Origin of the sequence: Kitasatospora sp. NPDC057936 (assembly GCF_042887525.1) — a bacterium.
Taxonomy (GTDB): domain Bacteria; phylum Actinomycetota; class Actinomycetes; order Streptomycetales; family Streptomycetaceae; genus Kitasatospora.
The window spans coordinates 63,991-81,294 of the sequence record NZ_JBHVPD010000035.1; the positions used below are offsets into that span (position 1 = coordinate 63,991).

The following is a 17,304-nucleotide window of genomic DNA, read 5'->3' on the forward strand; positions in this document are numbered from 1 at the left end:
CGGGTCGGCATGCCGGAAAACCGTTGGACGGACCGGGCGGGGAGTCGTCATGATCCGCAGTCGTGACGACTCCCGAACACTTCCTGGTCCGGGCCGCCGCCCGCAACAACGCCGAGTGGTGCGCGGCGATGGGCCGATCCCACGGCGTGGCGGGCGAGTTCGGCCCGCACGCCTGGTCCGCGCCGTCCCGCACGCCGGTCTACTACCCGGACGCGGTGACGCTGGCGCCGGGCGCCGACGAGGCCGCGCTGGTGTCGCGGATCGACACCGCCGCACCCGGCGCCTCCGTCAAGGACAGCTTCGCCGACCTCGATCTGACGGCGGCCGGCTTCCGGGTCCTGTTCGAGGCGCAGTGGATCCACCGCCCGGCCGGCGCGCCCGCCGTGGCCCCGGGCCTCGCCTGGGACGTGGTGGCCTCCCCTGACGCGTTGCGCGCCTGGGCACTCGCGTGGGACGGCGGGGGCGGCGACGCGGACCTCTTCCGCCCCGAGCTGCTGGACGACCCCGCCACCTCGGTGCTCGCCGCCCGTTCCACCGACGGCCGGGTGGTCGCCGGAGCGGTGGCGAGCCGCAGCGACGAGGTGGTCGGAGTCTCCAACGTCTTCGCACCGAACGGCGGCCCCGACGCGGCCTGGCCATTCGTCCTGGACGCAATGACCCGGTTGTTCCCCACCCTGCCGGTGGTCGGCTACGAGCACGGCGACGACCTGGCGGCAGCCCTCCGCCACGGCTTCGAGCCGCTGGGCCCCTTGCGGATCTGGCTGCACGAGCGGTAGCCGATCTTTCTGCGCGAACGCGACGCTCACGCCTCGGCTCCAGCGTGGCCCGAGGTTGCTCAGCGGGCGGCTTCCCGAGCCGGATCGCGGAGGAGGGCGAGGCGGCTGGCGGTGCGGTCGAGGTCGCGCATGAGGGTGGAGTCCGTGGGGAGGCCGGCGAGCGGGTCGGCTCCGATCAGGACCAGGCGGACGTCGCGGTCGCAGCAGACGTCGACCAGGTTGGCGAAGCGCCGACGGCCGTCGGGGGACGCCTCGGTGAGCGGGATGACGTCGTCGAGGACGACGGTGGGGAAGCGGTCGGCGAGCGCGAGGTAGTCGGCGACGGCGGTGAGGCCCTCGCACAGGTCCCCGAAGCCGAACCACACGTGGTCGTCGCGAACCGCCCGGGCCGGCAGCTCACGGTGGTGGGCGGCGACCGGACCCGCTTCCTCGGGCCGGGGCGGGGTGAGGCCGGCCGACGTCTCGTCACCGGGGTGGAGACGGGCGCCGAGGGCGAAGCCGTGGCCGCCGTCCGCCCGGGGCCGCTGTCGGAAGTCGACGGGTCCGGAGACGTCCAGCACGTCCATCCGCTCCTCGATCAGCCTGATCGTCGGCTCGAAGAGGTGGTGGTACAGCGGGTCGGGCATCAGGCCGGCGGGCGGGTAGTTGGAGGTGGTGACGAGCGTGATCCGCCGCTCCAGCAGGGTGCGGAGGAGACGGGCGACCAGCATCGCGTCACCCGCGTCGTGGGCGTGGAACTCGTCGAAGACGAGGATCCGGCAGTCGCCGAGGAGCTCGTCGACGGCCCGGTCCACCGCCGCGCCGTCCGCGGGCCGGTTCTCCGTGCCGAGGGCCACGCCCTCGTGCAGCCGGCGGAAGAAGTCGTGGAAGTGCAGCCGCCGCTTGCGCGGGGTCGCCAGCCCGTCGAGGAAGGTGTTCACCAGCCAGCTCTTGCCGCGGCCGACCGGGCCCCAGAGGTAGAGGTGCCGCGGACTGCGGCGCAGCCGCCAGGCCGGGTGGGCCAGTTCGCCGGCCAGTCGGCTGAGTCGTTCGACCGGGAGTTCCTGGGCGGGGTCGAGCGTGAATCCGTGCTGCCCGGCGGCCCGCTGGAAGTGCCCACGCATCGCCTCGTACTGCTTCTGCACCCTGTCCGTCACGGGTCCGGACCCTAGCAGGGCACCGGTGTCAGCAAGATCGTCGGCCACACCCCCATGGTCGTGGACCGCGCCGCACCGACCGGGGGCGGGGGCGCTCCCACGCAATGCGCCCGGGCGCTCCCACGCAGTGCGCTCGGCCGGACACGCCCTCACACGAACGACACCCGACCCCCGCAGAAGTCTCGCGTCGGCCGGGTGTCGCAAAGCGGTCCGGTCTGCGTACGCTCGCATCCCGATCCGATCCGGTCCGGCCTGTGGGCGGCATGGCAGTCACCGCCGGGATCCCGGTCATGCCGCGCCTACGGAAAAGATCCCATGAGTTACTGCACCCCCTGCCGACGCCACCTCAACGGCGCGCTCTCCTGCCCCGGCTGCGGCCGGGCCGCCGAGGCCACGACCGGGGATGGCGCGGGCCGGGAACCCACCCGGCCGGTCGAGGCTCCGTCCACCGCGCCGTCGCGCCAGTCGGCACGACGGTCGGCCCGGCGGCGGGCCGGCCGGGCGCGGGGCCGGGTCCTGGCGGTGTCGGCGGCCGGGGTGGTGGTCTGCGGGCTGGCCACCGTGCTGCTGGCCGGCGGCAACTCGGACGGTGCGGTGACCCCCGCCTCCGCCGGCACCGGGTCACCGTCGCAGAACAACGCGCCGATCCCGGCCGCCCCGGCCGCACCCGCATCGGCCACCACGGCCGCGGCCACCGCCCGCCCGCAGCCGTCGGCTTCCAGCACCCGGCCGAAGCCGTCCAGCAGCACCACGTCCGCCGCGGCGTCCCCGTCCGGCCCGCCCACGTCCGCCGCCGCGCCCCCTCCCCCGGCGGACCCGCCCGCGAAGCCGGCTCCCAGCACGACCACGCCGAACACCGGCCCCGCTCCCCAGCCCTCCCCCACCCAGCACCCGACCACCCCGCCGGCCACACCTGGCTGCAAACCGTTCCTGTTCTGGTGCACCTGAGCGTTCTGGTGCACCAGAGCGACAGCGCGCCCGGGAGGTGTTCAGGCCCGGTACGTGAACCGGCCGAGGTAGTGCAGAGCGGTGCCGTGCGGGGTGGTGACGACGTTGGGGGCGAAGACGCAGATCGCGGCGTCGGCCGGCTCGGTGGACTCCACCTGTGACAGCCACTGGTCGGCGTACGAGGCCCCGCGCAGGAGCACCTCGGGCACGACGGGCGCGCAGTGGCCCTCGTCCCGGGCGTGAACGGCTTCGACGCACATCGGTTCGAGCTCGGCGATGCCGGCCTCCGCCATGAAGGCGGACGGCGTCGCGCCCCCGTTCTCCGACCACTCCGGGTCGACGTGGTCGCGGATGTCCTCGAACGACGGGAACCGACCGCGGGAGAGGAAGACGTGGACGACGCCGGCTTCAGTCACCCGACGATTGTCGCCCACCGCCGACGGGTTCGCCGCGGTCACTTCCGTGGGTCGCCTGCTCCCGCCAGCGGGCCCGGTGGAAGATCGGCTCGACGGCGACCACGCAGAACGCGTGCATGGGCCGGTTCGTGCCCTCGGGGTCGAAGAAGCCGACCATGTCGCCGAGGAGGCTCTCGCCGTGCTGGTGGACGCGGCTGTCCCGGGCCACGCGGTCGCCGACGGCGGTGAGCCAGTCGCCCATCCAGAACAGGAGTTCCGCACGGGCGGTGATGACGATCGTCGCGGCGTGCTCGGTGAAGCGGGCGGGGTGACGATCGGCCCGGCGGCGGACGTCGTCGGGGCGGTCGGGAGGTCGCGCCGCCGGGGCGGTCACGCTCAAGGGCACCGGGGCGCGACGCATCCGGCGCCGTAGATCGGGCCAGTCGGAGGGCCGCAGTTCGGTGTCATCACGAGCCAGGAGCACCGGCAGCGGACGGGTGTCGCGGTCCCCGAAGGTCATCGGTCGGGCATCCGGCGGGACCGGGACGTGCACCGCGCTGTGCGGACTCGTCGCGGCGACGCGGAACAGGGCGCCGAGCCGGAGCAGATCGGCGCGGCTCGCGTTCAGGTACCCGACCTGGTGGTCGGGCGGGTACACGCACGTGTTGCGGAGCATCGGACCGGCGCTCAGGATCCGGCTGAGCCGGGTTCCGGGAGCGGCGACGGGATGGCTCGTCACCCGCAAGCGCATCCGGCCGTCGTCACCCCCCATGCGCCAAGTACAACACGCGCGGCGAGTGGCCTCACACTCCTTTTGCGGGCCCCGGGGGTGCCGCCGGCCTCCTCGGGCCTCCTGGCGGCGACGTGCCTGCACCGGGCTCAGCGCGCGCTCACCGGCACGGCCCGGAGCGGCACCAGGGTCGACGTCCCGAGGCTGGAGTTGGCGCGGCGGAACTGTTCGGCGACCCGTCCGCAGCCGGGGCACTCGCGCAGGTGGCGGGCCAGCTCGCGGCCCCGGCGGCGGCCCGGCCGGCGGGCGTCGCCGGTCAGCACCGACGTGAAGTACCGGCACTCCTTCCCGGCCCCCTCGCCCTCGTGCGCGCTCAGGTAGGCCTCGCGCAGTCCCGCGCGGGCGCGGGCCGCGAGGGAGCGCACACCGCTCGGGGTCATGCTCATCCGCTGGGCGACGGTGGCGGCCGACTCGCCCTCCACGACGAAGAACCACAGCAGCACCTGCCACCGCTCGGGCAGGGCGCGGTAGGCGCCGGCTATCAGGGCCGTCTCCTCGGCCGCGAGCAGCGCGTCGTCGGTCCCGGCCTCGTCGGCCAGGCACTCCGCCCACGTGTGGAAGTCGGCGGCCAGGACGATGCGGTCCCGGGTCTGGGCGCTCCACTCCATGGCGGTGCGCCGGACGCAGGCCTGGAGGTAGGGGCGCCAGGCGTGGCGCGGGCCGCGGCCGCGGGCCACGGACTGGTAGGTGCTGGCGTAGGCCTCGGCGGCGAGGTCCTGGGCCGTCTGCTGGTCGCGGCAGAAGCGGCGGGCGTAGGCGAGCACGGCGCCGTGGTGCCGGGTGAACACCTCGGCCATGACTTCCCTGATGCGCGAACCGCCGGCCGGGGCCGGCGCGGTGAGCACCTCCGCGAGTTCGGCGTCGCTCAGGTCGCTCAGTCCCGGTTCGCGGGTGCTGGTCAGCAGGGTCACCTGGTCCTCCTCGGCTGTGGCCTTCGTCCGGCGGGGATTCCGCGGGCCCGGCCGGTGTGGCGGCAGCAGGGGCCCGCACGGGGGAACCGCCCGGACGAAGGACGCGACGGCGGTCCGGTGCCGGGGCCGTCGGGACGGTGTGGCGGGAAGGGCCACAGCACACCAGTCCCACGGGTTTCCGGGCAACTGTCCGAAAACCTCCGCGCGCCCGGTGATTCCGGATCCGAATGGGGGAAATCCGTGTGCGGGGCGACGGACGCGCCCGGGGTGGCGCCGGAGCCGCCCCGATGACGCGCGGTGGCGCTCGCCGGCACCGTGGCGAGGTCTCGTCAAGCGCGGCGGCCACGGATAACAGAAAAGGTCATACGGCATTCGCATGAGTGAACGGGCCTGCCCCGACGGATTCATGACACTGTGCCAGTTGTCCTGCGCCGACTTCGACTTGGCACACGTGTCGAACCGGTGAACAACGGGGCGAGGGCCCCCACCGGCCCGACACCGGTGGGAACCCTCGCCCTGTCGTTCGCTGTTGTCGCCGGTCACCCACCTCCCGTGTGTGCGTGCCCGGTGTGGTCGGCGCCGTCGACGACCGTACCGCCGAGCAGCCCGTGCAGGAGGTCCGCGGTGGTGTCGGACAGCACGACCACCCACGCGTCGCCCACGAGGTACGAACCCCCGTACGCCTTGGCCTCCTCGATCCAGGCGTCCTTGGCGCGCGGCGTCGGGAAGGTGGCGATCCAGATCTCCTCGTCACCGGAGGTGCACAGGCCCTGGCGCAGGTCCGCCGCGTCGGTGGTGATCTCGGCCGTGCAGCCGATCCGCCGGGCCAGGGCCTCCACGGAGTTCCCGCCGGGGCCGGCCGTCGGCGCCGACGGCACCGTCTGCGCGGCTCCGGCCAACCCGCCGTTGCCCCAGAGGAGTTCGACGGACCCGAGTGCGAGCAGGAGGATCAGCGCGGCCCACTGGAGCGCGGTGCGCACGCGCCGGCTGTTCCCGGCCGGCCCGAGGGCGACGCCCGGGATCCTCACTTGCCCGTCGCCGGCTTGCCCTGCGGGTTGATGGCCGTCCAGAGGCCCCCGGCCATGCCGTTGCCGAGGGCGTCGCCGTAGCCCTTGTCGCCCGAGTAGACGTACGCGGGCGTGCAGTTGATGCTCAGCTGCCAGGTGCCGTCCGGGCGCTGCATCTTGCCGACGAGCTTCGGGTCCACACCCTGGATCTTGGCCGGGTCCACGGGCGCCGCGGGCATCCACGTCTTCAGGCAGTCACCCTCGCAGTTGGAGCGCATGGGCCAGGCGGTGTCCTTCCCGAAGTGGTACAGGGTGCGGCCGTTGGCGTCCACCATGATCGGGCCGAGCTGGGGGTGGGCGAAGATCGAGAGCTGCAGTCCGGCCGGGGGCTGCTGGGTCGGCTGCGGCATCGGGGCGGCGGTGGCGGTGGGCGCCGTCGTGGCCGTGGCCGTCGCCGACGGGGGCGCCTGGGCACCCGCGCCGGTGGCCTTCGACCCGTCCGGCGCCAGGGCGTGCCACGTGCCGCCCACGCCCTCGCCCTTGGTGTCGCCGGGCGCGGTGTCCTGCGCGTAGCGGTAGGCCGGCCAGCCGCCGACCGTCAGCTGGTGCGTGCCGTCGGCCCGGACGATCTCACCCAGCTTGGCCGAGTCGATGCCGGTGCCGGCCATGGTGCTCCCGTCCTTGATGACGGGCGGCCAGGTGGTGGCACACCCCCCGGAGCAGTTCGACATCGGCGGCCTGGCCGAGTCCTTGTCGAACCGGTAGAGCGTGAAGCCCTGGCCGTCCGTCAGGACGGAGCCCAGCTTCTCGTCCACCCGGACGGCCAACTGCCCGCCGGGCGAGCCGCTGCCGGCCGACGAGGGCGAGGCGGAGGCGGACGCCCCGTAGTCGCCGTAGGAGCCGTAGGCCCCGGCCGGAGCCGGCGCCGTCGCACCGGCCAGCTGCCCGGGGTCGGTGGGCCCGGCGGACGGGTAGGCGTTGCCGCTGCCGTTCCCGAAGGCCGCCATGAGCACGAGGCCGGCCAGGAGGAGGCAGAGCGCCACCAGGCCGTACCGCTTCGTTGTCGTCGTCAAGGTATTCCTTGCCTTTCCATCGGTGGAGCCTGGTGTTTCGGGGAATTGCGAGCCCGGAGCGCATGGGTCCGGGAGTGGCGGAGGCGCACGCGGGCCTCGGGCCCGGCGGCGGCTCACTGGATCCGCAGCGCCAGCGCGGGACACCGGTCGACCGCCCTGGCCGCCTGCTGCAGCAACTGCGGCGGGACGGGCATCACGCCGGCAGCGGGGAATCCGTCCGCCTCCAGGCTGATGACCTCGGGCAGGACGCTCGTGCACAGCCCGTGGGCCTCGCAGAGCGTCCAGTCCACGACGATGCTTCCGGCGCTCTCCACGGCCGGCATCGGGAGCACACCCTGGACGGGGCGGCCGCAGCCGTACCGGTGTGTGTGCAGTTGGAGGTCCTCGTCGAAGACCTCCAGGGCCGAGGCCACGAACCGGGAGGCGGCGTCGGGGTGACTGCACGCCCCCCGTCCGGTGACCGCCCGCATCCGGGTCTCGACCGCGTCCAGGGCGGCCCGGCCGCCCCGCACCACCTCCTCCAGTGCTCTGACCAGCGCGGGCAGCCCGAGGTAGCACGGCCCGCACTGGCCGGCCGTCTCGTCGGCCAGCCAGCGGGCGACCCGGAGCGCCTCGCCCAGCGGGCAGGTCGTGTGCGGCAGCGGCAGGATCGCGCCGGCGCCCAGGGCCCCGCCGAGGCTCCGGAGCGACTCGCGCGACACCTCGGCCGCGGCGGCGGCCACCGGGGTCAGCCACGTGCCGTGGTAACCGCCGGTCAGGACGCCCTGCCCGACGTCCAGGCCGAACATCGCGAGCAGCTCGCCGAGCGGGACGCCGGTGGGCGTCTCCACCACCCGGGAGCCGGCGAGGGTCAGCAGGACCGTCCCGGGCTCCGACGGCGTGCCGACCTCGCGGTACGGCAGCGCCCCGAGGCGGGCCGCGACCGCGAGCTGCGCGTAGGTCTCGGCGTTGGACAGCAGGGTCGGCACTCCCCTGACGCCGCTGTCGCTGGTCCGGACGCCGCCGCCGCGCGGGAGGGCGATCCCGCTGGTGATGCCGCGGGCCAGCGCGCTCCCCTCGCCCGAGACGAACCGCTCGGGGAGCCGGGCGACGGAGACCGGCAGCCGGGTGGTCCGCCGCTCGGCCAGCGCCCTGCGCAGCGACTGCTCGGTGTCGGCCCGGGTGACGCCGACCGTCACCTGCTCCGCGTCCAGGGCCTCGGCCGCCAGCAGCGCCCCGTCCAGGACGAGGTGGGGCGTGCGCAGCAGGAGCGCGGCGTCCTTCAGGCAACTCGGTTCTCCTTCCGTGCCGTTGACGACCACGACCGGACGGGTGCGGCGGCGGGCGGCGGCCTTGACGACGGCCCGGAGCTTGCGGGCGAACGGGAAGCCGGCCCCGCCCCGTCCGCGCAGGTCGACGTTCTCGGCGAGGTCGGCCAGCTCGTCGGCCGGCAGCACGGGCATGCCGCCGTGGACGACCAGGTGGGCGCGGTGGTCCAGGCGCTCGTCCCGCTCCAGGCCCGCGAACAGGACCGGCCGGCCGAGCCAGGCGATCGGTGCGCCGCTCATCCGTCCCGCCACCGCCGTCCGGTGCCGACGCCGCCCTGCGGTCGGCCCGCCGCCCCCTCCGTCCGGCCGGGGCCGCCCGGACGAAGGGGACCGAGCGGACGGACGGGTGCGCCGGGCCTGCGCTTGCTGCCGCCGTCCCGGAAGACCAGCCGCAGCCCGAGGGCGATGATCACGCCCACCACGGCCACGCCGTAGAGGACGGAGACCCACGAGGCGGGCAGCCGGCCCGCGTGCAGTCCGTGGTAGAGCGCGGCACCCCACGCCGGGTAGGCGCACATGTGGACGATCCGCCACCGGCGCGCCGCACCGGTCCTGGCCAGCAGCCCGCGGGCGGCCCCGGCGAGGGCGACGGCCAGCAGCAGGTAGCCGGCCAGGGCCCCCAGGCCCAGGACCACCGGCCGGTGCGGGTCGGCGAACGGGACGAAGGCCGCGAGCGCGCCGATCCGGTCCTGGATCAGGTTCATCCACACGTGCAGGACGAGGAACACGACGCCGGCAACGCCCATCGCCCGGTGGATCGTCTGGGCGGCCAGCCGGTGGACCGGGTACAGCAGCAGCCGGTCCGTCGCCGTGAGCCCCCACAGGACGGCGGAGGTGAAGGACACCAGGGTGATGACCCCGGCGGCCACGCCGAGGAACGCCTGCAGCGCGCCGTTCACCATCACGGCCGTCAGGCCGAGCCCCACCGCCAGCAGCGGGAGGAACCGCCACGCCCGGTGTGTGACCGGGCCACCGGGCTCGGGCCGGCCTTCGGCGGTCCCGTCCGGCGTCCGCTCCCCGACGGCGGCGCGGCGCGCCTGGCGCGTCCGGTCGGCGCGGCCCGTGCGGCTCGCGTGGCCCGAGCGGCCCGCGTGCCCCGCCCGGCGCGGCCGGCCCACCGGCGCCGGTCCGGCGGCCGAGTGCCAGGCCAGGCGGCCGTCCTCCGTCGACATTGCTGAGCCCTCCGGGCTGGTGTGGGTCATCCGCAGCGACGCCCCTCGTTGATGCAGGTCGCCATCTGGTCCAGCAGGTCCCGGGACATCACGTTGATGAAGTCCCCGTGGTCCGTGATCGGGTTGTGGAGCTGCTCGGGGAAGGTGTCCACGGCGAAGCGCACGCCGGTCGGCACGTCGTAGGCGATGCGCTGGGTCAGCCGGGGGATCGCCCGGAAGTTCCGCGGGCAGCTACCGTCCGCCCGCGAAAAGGCGGTGTGGGTGCGGTGGTTGGCGCTGTCGGTGTTCCGGCCGTCCCAGCAGTCGGGGAACTTCAGGGTCCGGACGACCCGGCTGCCGTCCGGGCAGATCGGGTACTTGTCGGCGAGCTGGCGGTCCTCGAAGCCGGTGCAGCTCCACGAGGCGTGGGCGTTGGCCGGGCCGTTGGTGAGCGCCTTGGCGTCGCCGGTGATGATCCGCAGGAAGCGGGTCATCGGCTGGACCCTGTTCCCGGCGGCGGAGTCGTACGTGATCCCGACCTCGGCGGGCTGGAGGATGCGTCCGACGTTGCGGTCCTTCCCGCCGCCCGGCGCCCTCGCGTCCTTCTCCGCCTGACCGTCGAGGACCCGCAACACCGGCCAGTAGTAGGCCGACTGGTCCCCGTTGGAGCAGGTGGTGCCGGCGTTGGCGAGCCTGCCGTTGGTGGAGAACGCGTCCGTGACGAGGTTCCCGACGTAGTCGTGCATGTGGTGGGCGCCGTTGCTGACCCCGGGGGCCACGATCACGTTGTCGGGGTTGAGGTGGCGGTTCTCGTTGAGCCCGCACTGCGAGGTGAAGGTGCCGGTGGCCGGCCCGGTGCGGGTGGGCCTGGCGGTGTTCGGGGTGACGGTCCTGATGTCGACGAAACCGCGCCCCAGGGCGGACCGTCCGCCGCTCGACAGGTTCTTCGGCCCGGCCGCGCCGTTCTGTCCGGTGGCACCGTTCTGCCCGGTGACGCCGTTCTGTCCGGCCGCGCCGTTCTGCCCGCCGTCGCCGCTCCCGCCGTCGGGGGCGTAGTCCTGGGCGGAGGAATCGACCACGAGGTCGCGGCGGATCGCGCAGGTCGCCAGTCCGGAGACGTCCTCGGGCAGGCCGGAGTCCGGGCCCGCGCTCGCGACGAGCTTGCGCAGGGTCGCCGTCCGCTTCCCGGCCAGCTCACCCATGACCTGCTGCTCACCGCCGCCGGAGCCCGGCTCGGCGAGGCTGCGGTACGCGTCTGCCACCTGGACGTCGAGGTCGGCGAGGTCCTGGTCGACGTCCTGCTGCGCGCTCTCCGGCACCGAGGCCAGGGCCGTGCCGACGTCCGCGCAGGCGACCGTGCCCGGCCGGGCCCCGGCCTGCTGGGCAGCGGCCCCCTGCGACCGCGACGGCCGCTGCCCGGCGAACGCGGCCGCCGCGAGCGCCGAAGCGCCGGTGACCGCCAATATCCCGGCCAGCAGGAGGGCGAACGCCTTCCGCCTGGCCTTGCCGCGTTTGTGAATCCTCATGTTGCATCCTCGAAACGGGATCGGGCCTGCCTGGCAGGCCGTGGAAAGCCTTGTGCTGCCGCGGTGTCCGGGCAGGGTTTCTAGTGCTGCGTCGCCGGCCCGGAACTCGGCGCCGGGCTCGGGCCCTGACTCGGAGCGGACGTGCCGGACGGCGGTCCGGAAAGGTCGCCGAATTTCACCAGCCCGGTGTTCTCCAGGACCGTCATGTGGTCGAGCACGGTGGAATTCGCCGTGGTCGCGAGATCGCGGACGGTGGAATTCTGGGTCCCGGCGCGCACCTGGGCGACCACCGCGAAGACCTGGCCGTGGGCGTTGCGCACGATGTTCGCGAACAGCCGGTCGAAATCGGGCCCCTGGGCGTCGTCCAGCTGTTTCAGCCACGCCTTCTGCTGGTCGGAGGGCTCGTCGGGCAGGCCCAGGCCGAGGGTCCTGGCGACGTCCACCACGGCCCGGTCCAGATCCGTGTGCCCGTCGATCAGGTGCTGGCCCGCGGTCCTGACCTCGGGCGTGCCGCCCTTGGCGACGGCCATCCGGCCTGCGGGGATCTCCCACAGCCCGGCCAGCCGGACCCGTTTGACGAAGTCCCGGTCGAGCGGTGTCAGCGGCCCGGACGCCGTCTGCAGGGTCGCCACCGCGACCGGGGACGGGTCCGCCCGCGCAGCGGTGCGGTACGAGCCCGCCGATCGCACGATCGGAACCGCCAGGGCCGTGCCCGTGAACAGCACGGCCACGATCACGAGCAGGGTGGCGAACCACCGCGGAAGTCTGGTCGCCCCGGGTATTCCGTAAACCGCCGTTCCGGGTTCGCGTTTCTTCCTCGAAGATGACATCGGCTTCCTCATCGCGCCGGGATTCCGTTCACCGTCACCGGGCGGACGGTTCGGCGGCGACCGCACCGCGGAACCTCCCGGGAACCACCGGCCGCTTGCGGGCCGGTCACCGTGGAAAGAGGCCAAACCCGGGGATCCGTCCCGCGACTTTGCTCATCCTTTACCCAGAGCGCGCCGGGACGCCGCACCGGAGCGCCATTCCCGACGCTTGTTCGACAATCCGTCAGCATGTGCGAACCATGTGCGGAAGGCCACTGTGGCGCGGGGCCCGGGAGGCGGTAGATTGCCGTACCGGTCGGTACCCCAGGGCGCCGCACCGGCCCTGGTGTCCCCCCTTTCCGTCCGGACGCGAGCGAGGCCATGTGCGACTGAACCTCAATCAACTGGCGGTGTTCGCCAAGGTCATCGAATGCGGCGGCTTCTCGGCGGCGAGCCAGGTCCTGTTCCTGAGCCAGTCGTCCGTCTCGAAACAGGTGCAGAACCTGGAAATAGCCCTGCGCACCCAGCTGGTCGACCGGTCCGGCCCGAAGATCCGCCCAACGTTGGCCGGGGAGGTCCTGCTCGCGCAGTCCAAGGAGGTGCTCGCCCTCGCCGACCAGGCCGTCGCGGCCGTCCAGGCCGCGGCACTCCTGCTGGAGGACCCGCTGGTGATCGGCAGCACGAGCACCATCGCCGCGCACTTCCTGCCGTCCGTCCTGCTCGAACTGCGGCACCGGGCGCCCGAGGTGCGCTTCGGCCTCGTCGTCGACAGCGCCGACCGGCTGGCGACCGCACTGGAGGAGGGCCGGATCGGCGTCGCGCTGAGCGGCGGCCCGCTGCCTCCCGGGCGCTACCGGTCGGAGCGCCTCGCCGACGACGACATGCTGCTCGCCTGCCCGGCCGGTCATCCGCTGGCCGGACGGGACGTCACGCCCGCCGACCTGGCGGACGAAACGTTCCTGCTGCGCGAGGCCGGCTCGGACACCCGCCGTCAGCTGACGGACCTCCTGCACGCCTGGGAACTGTCCGGCGCCCGGACGCTGGACCTCTGGGGCACCGAGGGCATCAAGGAGGCCGTACGGATCGGCCTGGGGGTCGGGCTGGTGGCGCGCCGGTCCGTCCGACTGGAGCTCCGGCACGGTGTCCTGGCCGAACTGCGGATCCACCCGGCGCCCGGGCACCGGACCGTGACGGCCGGCTCGACCCTGGCCCGGCCCCTCACCGCGTACGAGCAGATGCTGTTGCTGGTCCTGCGGGACAGCGCTGCTCGGGCGACCGCGGAGGCGTGATCCCCCTCGATCACACGCGCGGCGGATTCCGCTGCAGGTAGCGGAGGCCCTGCTTGAGGTAGGCCCGCGGGTTGGTGTCCAGATGCCGGGCCCAGGCGGGCTTGCTCTCGCCGCGCCGGTAGGCGTAGCAGGCCAGGGCGTAGCCGAGCATCCGCTCGCTCAGGTAGCCGAGCCGCGAGGACGACCAGCCCTGCTTGCCCTGCCGGAAGTCGAACGCGGAGTTGGCCGTGAAGACGCCGAGGCCGAAGTGCACCGTCAGCAGGTCGGTGAGCGGCTCGTGGTCGCGCCGTTCGGTGGAGACGCGCCGCTCGTCGAGGAGGCGGACGTGCCCCAGCTCGTGCGCGATGGTGGCGACCAGCGCGACCGGACGGGCGGCCTGGCGCTGCGCGACGGCGATCACCGGCCGCCCGTTCTCCCGCCGGTAGTGCCCGGCGGCCGAGCGCGACCTGTGGGCGAGCCCGAGGCCGGCGACCATGGCGCCCTCGCCGTCGTCCGGCTCGATCTCGATCGTCAGCCGGTTGGGCGCCACGTCCAGGTACCCGCAGAGCTGGGCGATCAGGCCCCGGATGTCGGCGTCGGAGCCCGCGTACGGCCCCGGGAAGAACTCGGCGGTCGGCAGCACCGGAGCACGCTCCAGCACCCCGCGCCCGAACTCGGCCGCCAGCCAGGCCATGGACTCCTCGATCCAGACCCGCTCGTCCGGCCCGACCGGGCACTTCGGCGGGAACAGCGCCATGACACCCCCCAGTGATCATGGCCATCATGCACCACGACGCGGGCGGCGTCGGCTACCGGGCCGCGGTGAAACGGACCGAGCCGACACCGCCTCCGGCGCTGGCACCACCCGGCCCGACGGTGTCGACCGCGTCCTGGCAGCCGGCGTCGCCGAACACGGTCGCCTCCGCGTCGGTGTCGTTGTACAGCTCGGTGACGTCGCCGCCGAGCTCGTAGCACCGGCCGTTGCCCGGGTTGTCCAGGTAGTGCTCCTGGTTGTCGCTGATGTACGTGAAAGTCCCGTCCGTGGCGTGGGCGTTGGCCGGGAATCCGATGCACAGGGCCACCACGGCGGCGCCGGTGGCCAGCGCCCTTCGGAAGTTCTTCACAGGACTCGTCTCCTTCTGAACGGTGAGCCTGAACGGTGAGCTCCCCCGGCTTCCAGCGCTGCCAGTCTCACCGTTCGGCTGCGCGAAGACGTGGGACCTCACTCGAACGGCCCTTCTCCGGCGCTTCCCGTCCCCCGGAAGGCGGTACGCCGGCACTACCCTCCCAAGGTCACACCCAGGACGGTGCCGGCCACGCCGAGCGGTTATCAGGTGTCGTACAGTCCGTTCCAGGGCGCGCCGAATCCGAGCATGTCGGGCTCCAGTTCGGCGTGCGGGAAGCCGTACGCCTCGGTCTTGTCGAACAGCCCCCAGCTGTGGCCGCCGTGTTCGACGGAGAACGGACGGACGGCGATGTCGCCGAAGCGGCGGCCGGGCAGTTCGTCGACCAGCTCCCTGAGGCGGGCCATCGCGGCGTCCGTGTCCTCCTGCCCCGCCTCCTCCTCGGCGACTCCGATCCGCGAGCGCAGGTGGCGGCCGTCCCGGTCGAAGAGGTGCAGATAGGTGACGTCGTAGAAGCCGGCCAGGAATTGGCCTCCGTCCCAGCTGCCGGCGAGGTCCGTCCGGAAACCCGGCTCGTGGGCGATGGGGATGCGCTGCGGGACGGGGAACCGCTGCATCCACGAGAAGGCCCACTCCCAGGCGTTCGCGCGAACCGCCCAGGCATGGAGAGCCTGGCCCGCCTCGGCGCTGCTGCCGCGCTCGGTATCCCCGGACCGCCCCTGGCCGTCGTCGTGCATGACGAAACACGCGCCGCCTGGCAGCGGGCAGGCGATCGCGTACCGCGCGGAGTCCGCGATGCGCTCCACGCGCACCGATCCGTCGAGCGGCAGCGCGCCGATCAGCTCACCGAGTGCCCGCGCGGACGCGGCCACGACCTCTTGCTCCGGCACGCCCGCCGCCGGGCCGTGGCTCACCACCACGCGGTAGTCCTGTGTCATGGCAGGAATGATGCCGGACGGCTCCGACAGACCCCTGTCCCGGCCGGGGCGAGGTCACGCATCGTCACTATCTCGGTATGCAGAAAGTGACCGGCCGCTCTGCCGGCCCCGTGGATTCGCAAGGCGGCCGTCGGACCGCCGCCGTCAGCGGTCGGAGCGGAAGGGTCCGACAAACGCAACGCGTTTGCTTTAAGGCGGCGGGAGGGTCTACAGTCACTAACGCAAAACATTAGCTTTTGATGTGGGAGCGCTTCGCCGCCCCACCCGGCCAGGAGGAGCGTCCGCCATGCCCGCAGCCGAACTCACACCACCGGAGGCGGCCCGCTGGGCCGATCGTGCCGGGCTGCCGCTGCCCGCCGACCGTCACGCCGCGGTCGCGGCCACCGCGAACCACATCCACTCCGTCGTCGCGACCCTCCGGGAGCTGGACTTCGGGGACACCCCGCCGGCAGGCGCCTACCGCGCGGAAGGAGGGCGGCCCGATGCAGCCGTATGAGCTCTCCCTCACCGCCGCCGCGGACGCCATCCGGTCCCGCCGGCTGTCCCCCGTCGAGCTGGTGGACTCGGTCCTCGACCGCATCGAGCAGGTGGAGCCCGACCTCGGCGCCTACGTCACGGTCGCCGCCGAGCAGGCGCGCCGGGCGGCGCGCGAGGCCGAACGCGAAGCGGCGCAGGGCCGCTACCGGGGGCCGTTGCACGGCATCCCCATGGGGCTCAAGGACCTGATCGACGTCGCGGGCATGGCCACCACGGCCAGCTCCCGGGTCCGCACCGACCATCGCGCGCCGGCCGACAGCACGGTCGCCGCCCGGCTGACGGCGGCCGGCGCGGTGCTGGTCGGCAAGACCCACACGCACGAGTTCGCGTTCGGCCTGACCACCCCGCAGACCCGCAACGCCCGGGACCACGACCGGGTCGCCGGCGGCTCCAGCGGCGGGTCCGCCGTCGCCGTCGCGTCGGGCGCGGCGACCTTCGCCCTGGGGACCGACACCGGCGGGTCGATCCGGGTGCCCGCCGCGCTCAACGGGGTCGTCGGCCTCAAGCCGACCTACGGTCTCGTTCCCCGTCACGGCGTCACGTCCCTGTCCTGGTCGCTGGACCACGTCGGCCCGATCACCCGCACCGTCGAGGACGCGGCCCTGGTCCTGACCGCCCTCGCCGGGCACGACCCGCGCGACCCCGCCTCGCTGCCCCTACCCGCCGAGGACTACCGGCCCGGCACGGGCACGGATCTGACGGGACTGCGCGTCGGCGTGCCGCGCACCTACTACTTCGACCACGTCGACCCGCAGGTGGAGACCGCCGTCCGGCACGCCGTCGAGCACCTGGAGGGCCTCGGCGCACGGCTCGTCGAGGTCGACATCCCGATGACCCGCTACATCCAGGCCACCCAGTGGGGCCTGATGGTGCCGGAGGCCGCCGCCTACCACGAGCGCACCCTGCGCACCGCACCGGAGTTGTACGGGGCCGACGTCCGCATCCTGCTGGAGGCGGGCGAGTTGATGAGCGCCGGGGACTACCTGCGGGCCCAGCGCGCCCGGACCATGATGCGGGAGGAATGGGCCGGCCTGCTGGAGACGGTCGACGTGATCGCCGCCCCGACGGTCCCGACGACCGCGGTGCGAGCCGGCCAGGAGACGGTCACCTGGTCCGACGGCACGGTCGAGAGCGTCTCCGACGCCTACGTGCGCCTCTCCGCCCCCGCCAACATCACCGGGGTGCCCGCCCTGACCGTCCCGGCCGGCCAGGACGCCGAGGGCCTGCCGATCGGCCTGCAACTGCTCGGCCGGCCCCTCGGGGAGCGCACGCTCCTGCGCGTCGGTCACGCCTACGAGCAGACGCAGCCCGTCCGGGGGCTCGCCACGGCGTCCTGAGGGCGGCGTCCGGACCGGGCGGAGCTCCGCTCGACACCGAGGCACCCCTTAAACGCAATGACTCAGCCTTAACGGGTGCCCTGGGCGTCGAGCGACAGCGCGCTCAGCGGCGGGGCACTTGGGCCCAGGGGGATCAGGGCAGGGGCAGCGCGACGGGGGGGGGGCGGCGGGGGGGGGGCCCCGCGCGGCCCCCCCCCCGCGGGGGGGGGGTTGGGGGGCCGGGGGGGGGGGGGCCCCCCCCCACCCCCCCCCCCCACACAAAAACCCCCCC

Annotated in this window: 18 protein-coding genes; 4 read left to right on the forward strand and 14 right to left on the reverse strand. The window is 73.9% G+C overall.

What is annotated here, in order from left to right; genetic code table 11:
- The first annotated feature begins 62 nt into the window (after positions 1–62).
- Positions 63–776, forward strand: coding sequence for a hypothetical protein (locus tag ACFVU9_RS19960; protein ID WP_387594919.1), 714 nt, complete (start codon positions 63–65; stop codon positions 774–776).
- 59 nt (positions 777–835) lie between these two features.
- Here the strand turns inward: ACFVU9_RS19960 and zapE are convergent, their stop codons facing one another.
- The 11 genes from zapE to ACFVU9_RS20015 all read right to left on the reverse strand — a co-directional run bounded on the left by zapE (position 836) and on the right by ACFVU9_RS20015 (position 11,751).
- Positions 836–1,912, reverse strand: a complete 1,077-nt coding sequence (gene zapE / locus ACFVU9_RS19965; RefSeq protein WP_387594922.1) for a cell division protein ZapE — start codon at positions 1,910–1,912, stop codon at positions 836–838.
- 320 nt (positions 1,913–2,232) lie between these two features.
- Positions 2,233–2,856, reverse strand: coding sequence for a hypothetical protein (locus ACFVU9_RS19970; protein ID WP_387594925.1), 624 nt, complete (start codon positions 2,854–2,856; stop codon positions 2,233–2,235).
- A gap of 45 nt (positions 2,857–2,901) precedes the next feature.
- Positions 2,902–3,276, reverse strand: coding sequence for a hypothetical protein (locus ACFVU9_RS19975; RefSeq protein ID WP_380492978.1), 375 nt, complete (start codon positions 3,274–3,276; stop codon positions 2,902–2,904).
- Positions 3,269–3,931 (reverse strand): hypothetical protein, encoded by a 663-nt coding sequence (locus ACFVU9_RS19980; RefSeq protein ID WP_380500297.1) that lies wholly within the window; start codon positions 3,929–3,931, stop codon positions 3,269–3,271. Before ACFVU9_RS19980 ends, ACFVU9_RS19975 begins: the two co-directional genes overlap by 8 nt.
- Before the next feature lie 203 nt (positions 3,932–4,134).
- Complete coding sequence (locus ACFVU9_RS19985) at positions 4,135–4,956, reverse strand: RNA polymerase sigma factor (RefSeq protein ID WP_380437739.1); 822 nt, start codon at positions 4,954–4,956, stop codon at positions 4,135–4,137.
- Positions 4,957–5,495: 539 nt separating this feature from the next.
- Entirely contained in the window at positions 5,496–5,936 is a 441-nt protein-coding gene (locus ACFVU9_RS19990; RefSeq protein ID WP_380492984.1) for a hypothetical protein, read from the reverse strand.
- A 44-nt stretch (positions 5,937–5,980) separates the two neighbouring features.
- On the reverse strand, positions 5,981–7,036 hold the full coding sequence (locus ACFVU9_RS19995; RefSeq protein ID WP_387594930.1) for an SCO0930 family lipoprotein: 1,056 nt from the start codon (positions 7,034–7,036) through the stop codon (positions 5,981–5,983).
- 113 nt (positions 7,037–7,149) lie between these two features.
- The gene (locus ACFVU9_RS20000) at positions 7,150–8,583 is read right to left on the reverse strand and encodes an NADH-ubiquinone oxidoreductase-F iron-sulfur binding region domain-containing protein (protein WP_380437745.1); all 1,434 of its coding nucleotides are present in this window, start codon (positions 8,581–8,583) and stop codon (positions 7,150–7,152) included.
- Positions 8,580–9,545, reverse strand: coding sequence for a hypothetical protein (locus ACFVU9_RS20005; RefSeq protein WP_387594933.1), 966 nt, complete (start codon positions 9,543–9,545; stop codon positions 8,580–8,582). Before ACFVU9_RS20005 ends, ACFVU9_RS20000 begins: the two co-directional genes overlap by 4 nt.
- Entirely contained in the window at positions 9,542–11,020 is a 1,479-nt protein-coding gene (locus ACFVU9_RS20010; RefSeq protein WP_387594936.1) for a DUF1996 domain-containing protein, read from the reverse strand. The genes ACFVU9_RS20005 and ACFVU9_RS20010 overlap by 4 nt, the downstream gene beginning before the upstream one ends.
- An 80-nt stretch (positions 11,021–11,100) precedes the next feature.
- On the reverse strand, positions 11,101–11,751 hold the full coding sequence (locus ACFVU9_RS20015) for a DUF4142 domain-containing protein (RefSeq protein WP_387594939.1): 651 nt from the start codon (positions 11,749–11,751) through the stop codon (positions 11,101–11,103).
- 461 nt (positions 11,752–12,212) lie between these two features.
- Between ACFVU9_RS20015 and ACFVU9_RS20020 the strand changes: the two genes are divergently transcribed.
- A complete protein-coding gene (locus ACFVU9_RS20020) occupies positions 12,213–13,118 on the forward strand; it encodes a LysR family transcriptional regulator (protein WP_387594942.1) in 906 nt (301 codons plus the stop codon).
- A 10-nt stretch (positions 13,119–13,128) separates the two neighbouring features.
- Here ACFVU9_RS20020 and ACFVU9_RS20025 read toward each other — a convergent pair whose 3' ends face one another.
- From ACFVU9_RS20025 to ACFVU9_RS20035, 3 genes are all read right to left on the reverse strand, one after another.
- On the reverse strand, positions 13,129–13,854 hold the full coding sequence (locus ACFVU9_RS20025; RefSeq protein ID WP_380492998.1) for a hypothetical protein: 726 nt from the start codon (positions 13,852–13,854) through the stop codon (positions 13,129–13,131).
- Between the two features lie 52 nt (positions 13,855–13,906).
- Positions 13,907–14,221, reverse strand: coding sequence for a hypothetical protein (locus tag ACFVU9_RS20030; RefSeq protein WP_387594945.1), 315 nt, complete (start codon positions 14,219–14,221; stop codon positions 13,907–13,909).
- Positions 14,222–14,427: 206 nt separating this feature from the next.
- Positions 14,428–15,159, reverse strand: a complete 732-nt coding sequence (locus tag ACFVU9_RS20035) for a hypothetical protein (RefSeq protein ID WP_387594948.1) — start codon at positions 15,157–15,159, stop codon at positions 14,428–14,430.
- Positions 15,160–15,445: 286 nt separating this feature from the next.
- Between ACFVU9_RS20035 and ACFVU9_RS20040 the strand changes: the two genes are divergently transcribed.
- Entirely contained in the window at positions 15,446–15,655 is a 210-nt protein-coding gene (locus ACFVU9_RS20040; protein ID WP_380437759.1) for a hypothetical protein, read from the forward strand.
- Positions 15,642–17,033 (forward strand): amidase, encoded by a 1,392-nt coding sequence (locus ACFVU9_RS20045; RefSeq protein ID WP_387594951.1) that lies wholly within the window; start codon positions 15,642–15,644, stop codon positions 17,031–17,033. Before ACFVU9_RS20040 ends, ACFVU9_RS20045 begins: the two co-directional genes overlap by 14 nt.
- Positions 17,034–17,304: the final 271 nt, after the last annotated feature.

Bases quoted from the DNA above. Each gene is read 5' to 3' on its own strand.
- ACFVU9_RS19980 (WP_380500297.1), bottom strand. From the start codon at position 3,931: ATGCTCCGCAACACGTGCGTGTACCCGCCCGACCACCAGGTCGGGTAC.
- ACFVU9_RS20000 (WP_380437745.1), bottom strand. From the start codon at position 8,583: ATGAGCGGCGCACCGATCGCCTGGCTCGGCCGGCCGGTCCTGTTCGCG.
- ACFVU9_RS20005 (WP_387594933.1), bottom strand. From the start codon at position 9,545: ATGACCCACACCAGCCCGGAGGGCTCAGCAATGTCGACGGAGGACGGC.
- ACFVU9_RS20010 (WP_387594936.1), bottom strand. From the start codon at position 11,020: ATGAGGATTCACAAACGCGGCAAGGCCAGGCGGAAGGCGTTCGCCCTC.
- ACFVU9_RS20025 (WP_380492998.1), bottom strand. From the start codon at position 13,854: ATGGCGCTGTTCCCGCCGAAGTGCCCGGTCGGGCCGGACGAGCGGGTC.
- ACFVU9_RS20035 (WP_387594948.1), bottom strand. From the start codon at position 15,159: ATGACACAGGACTACCGCGTGGTGGTGAGCCACGGCCCGGCGGCGGGC.
- ACFVU9_RS20040 (WP_380437759.1), top strand. From the start codon at position 15,446: ATGCCCGCAGCCGAACTCACACCACCGGAGGCGGCCCGCTGGGCCGAT.
- ACFVU9_RS20045 (WP_387594951.1), top strand. From the start codon at position 15,642: ATGCAGCCGTATGAGCTCTCCCTCACCGCCGCCGCGGACGCCATCCGG.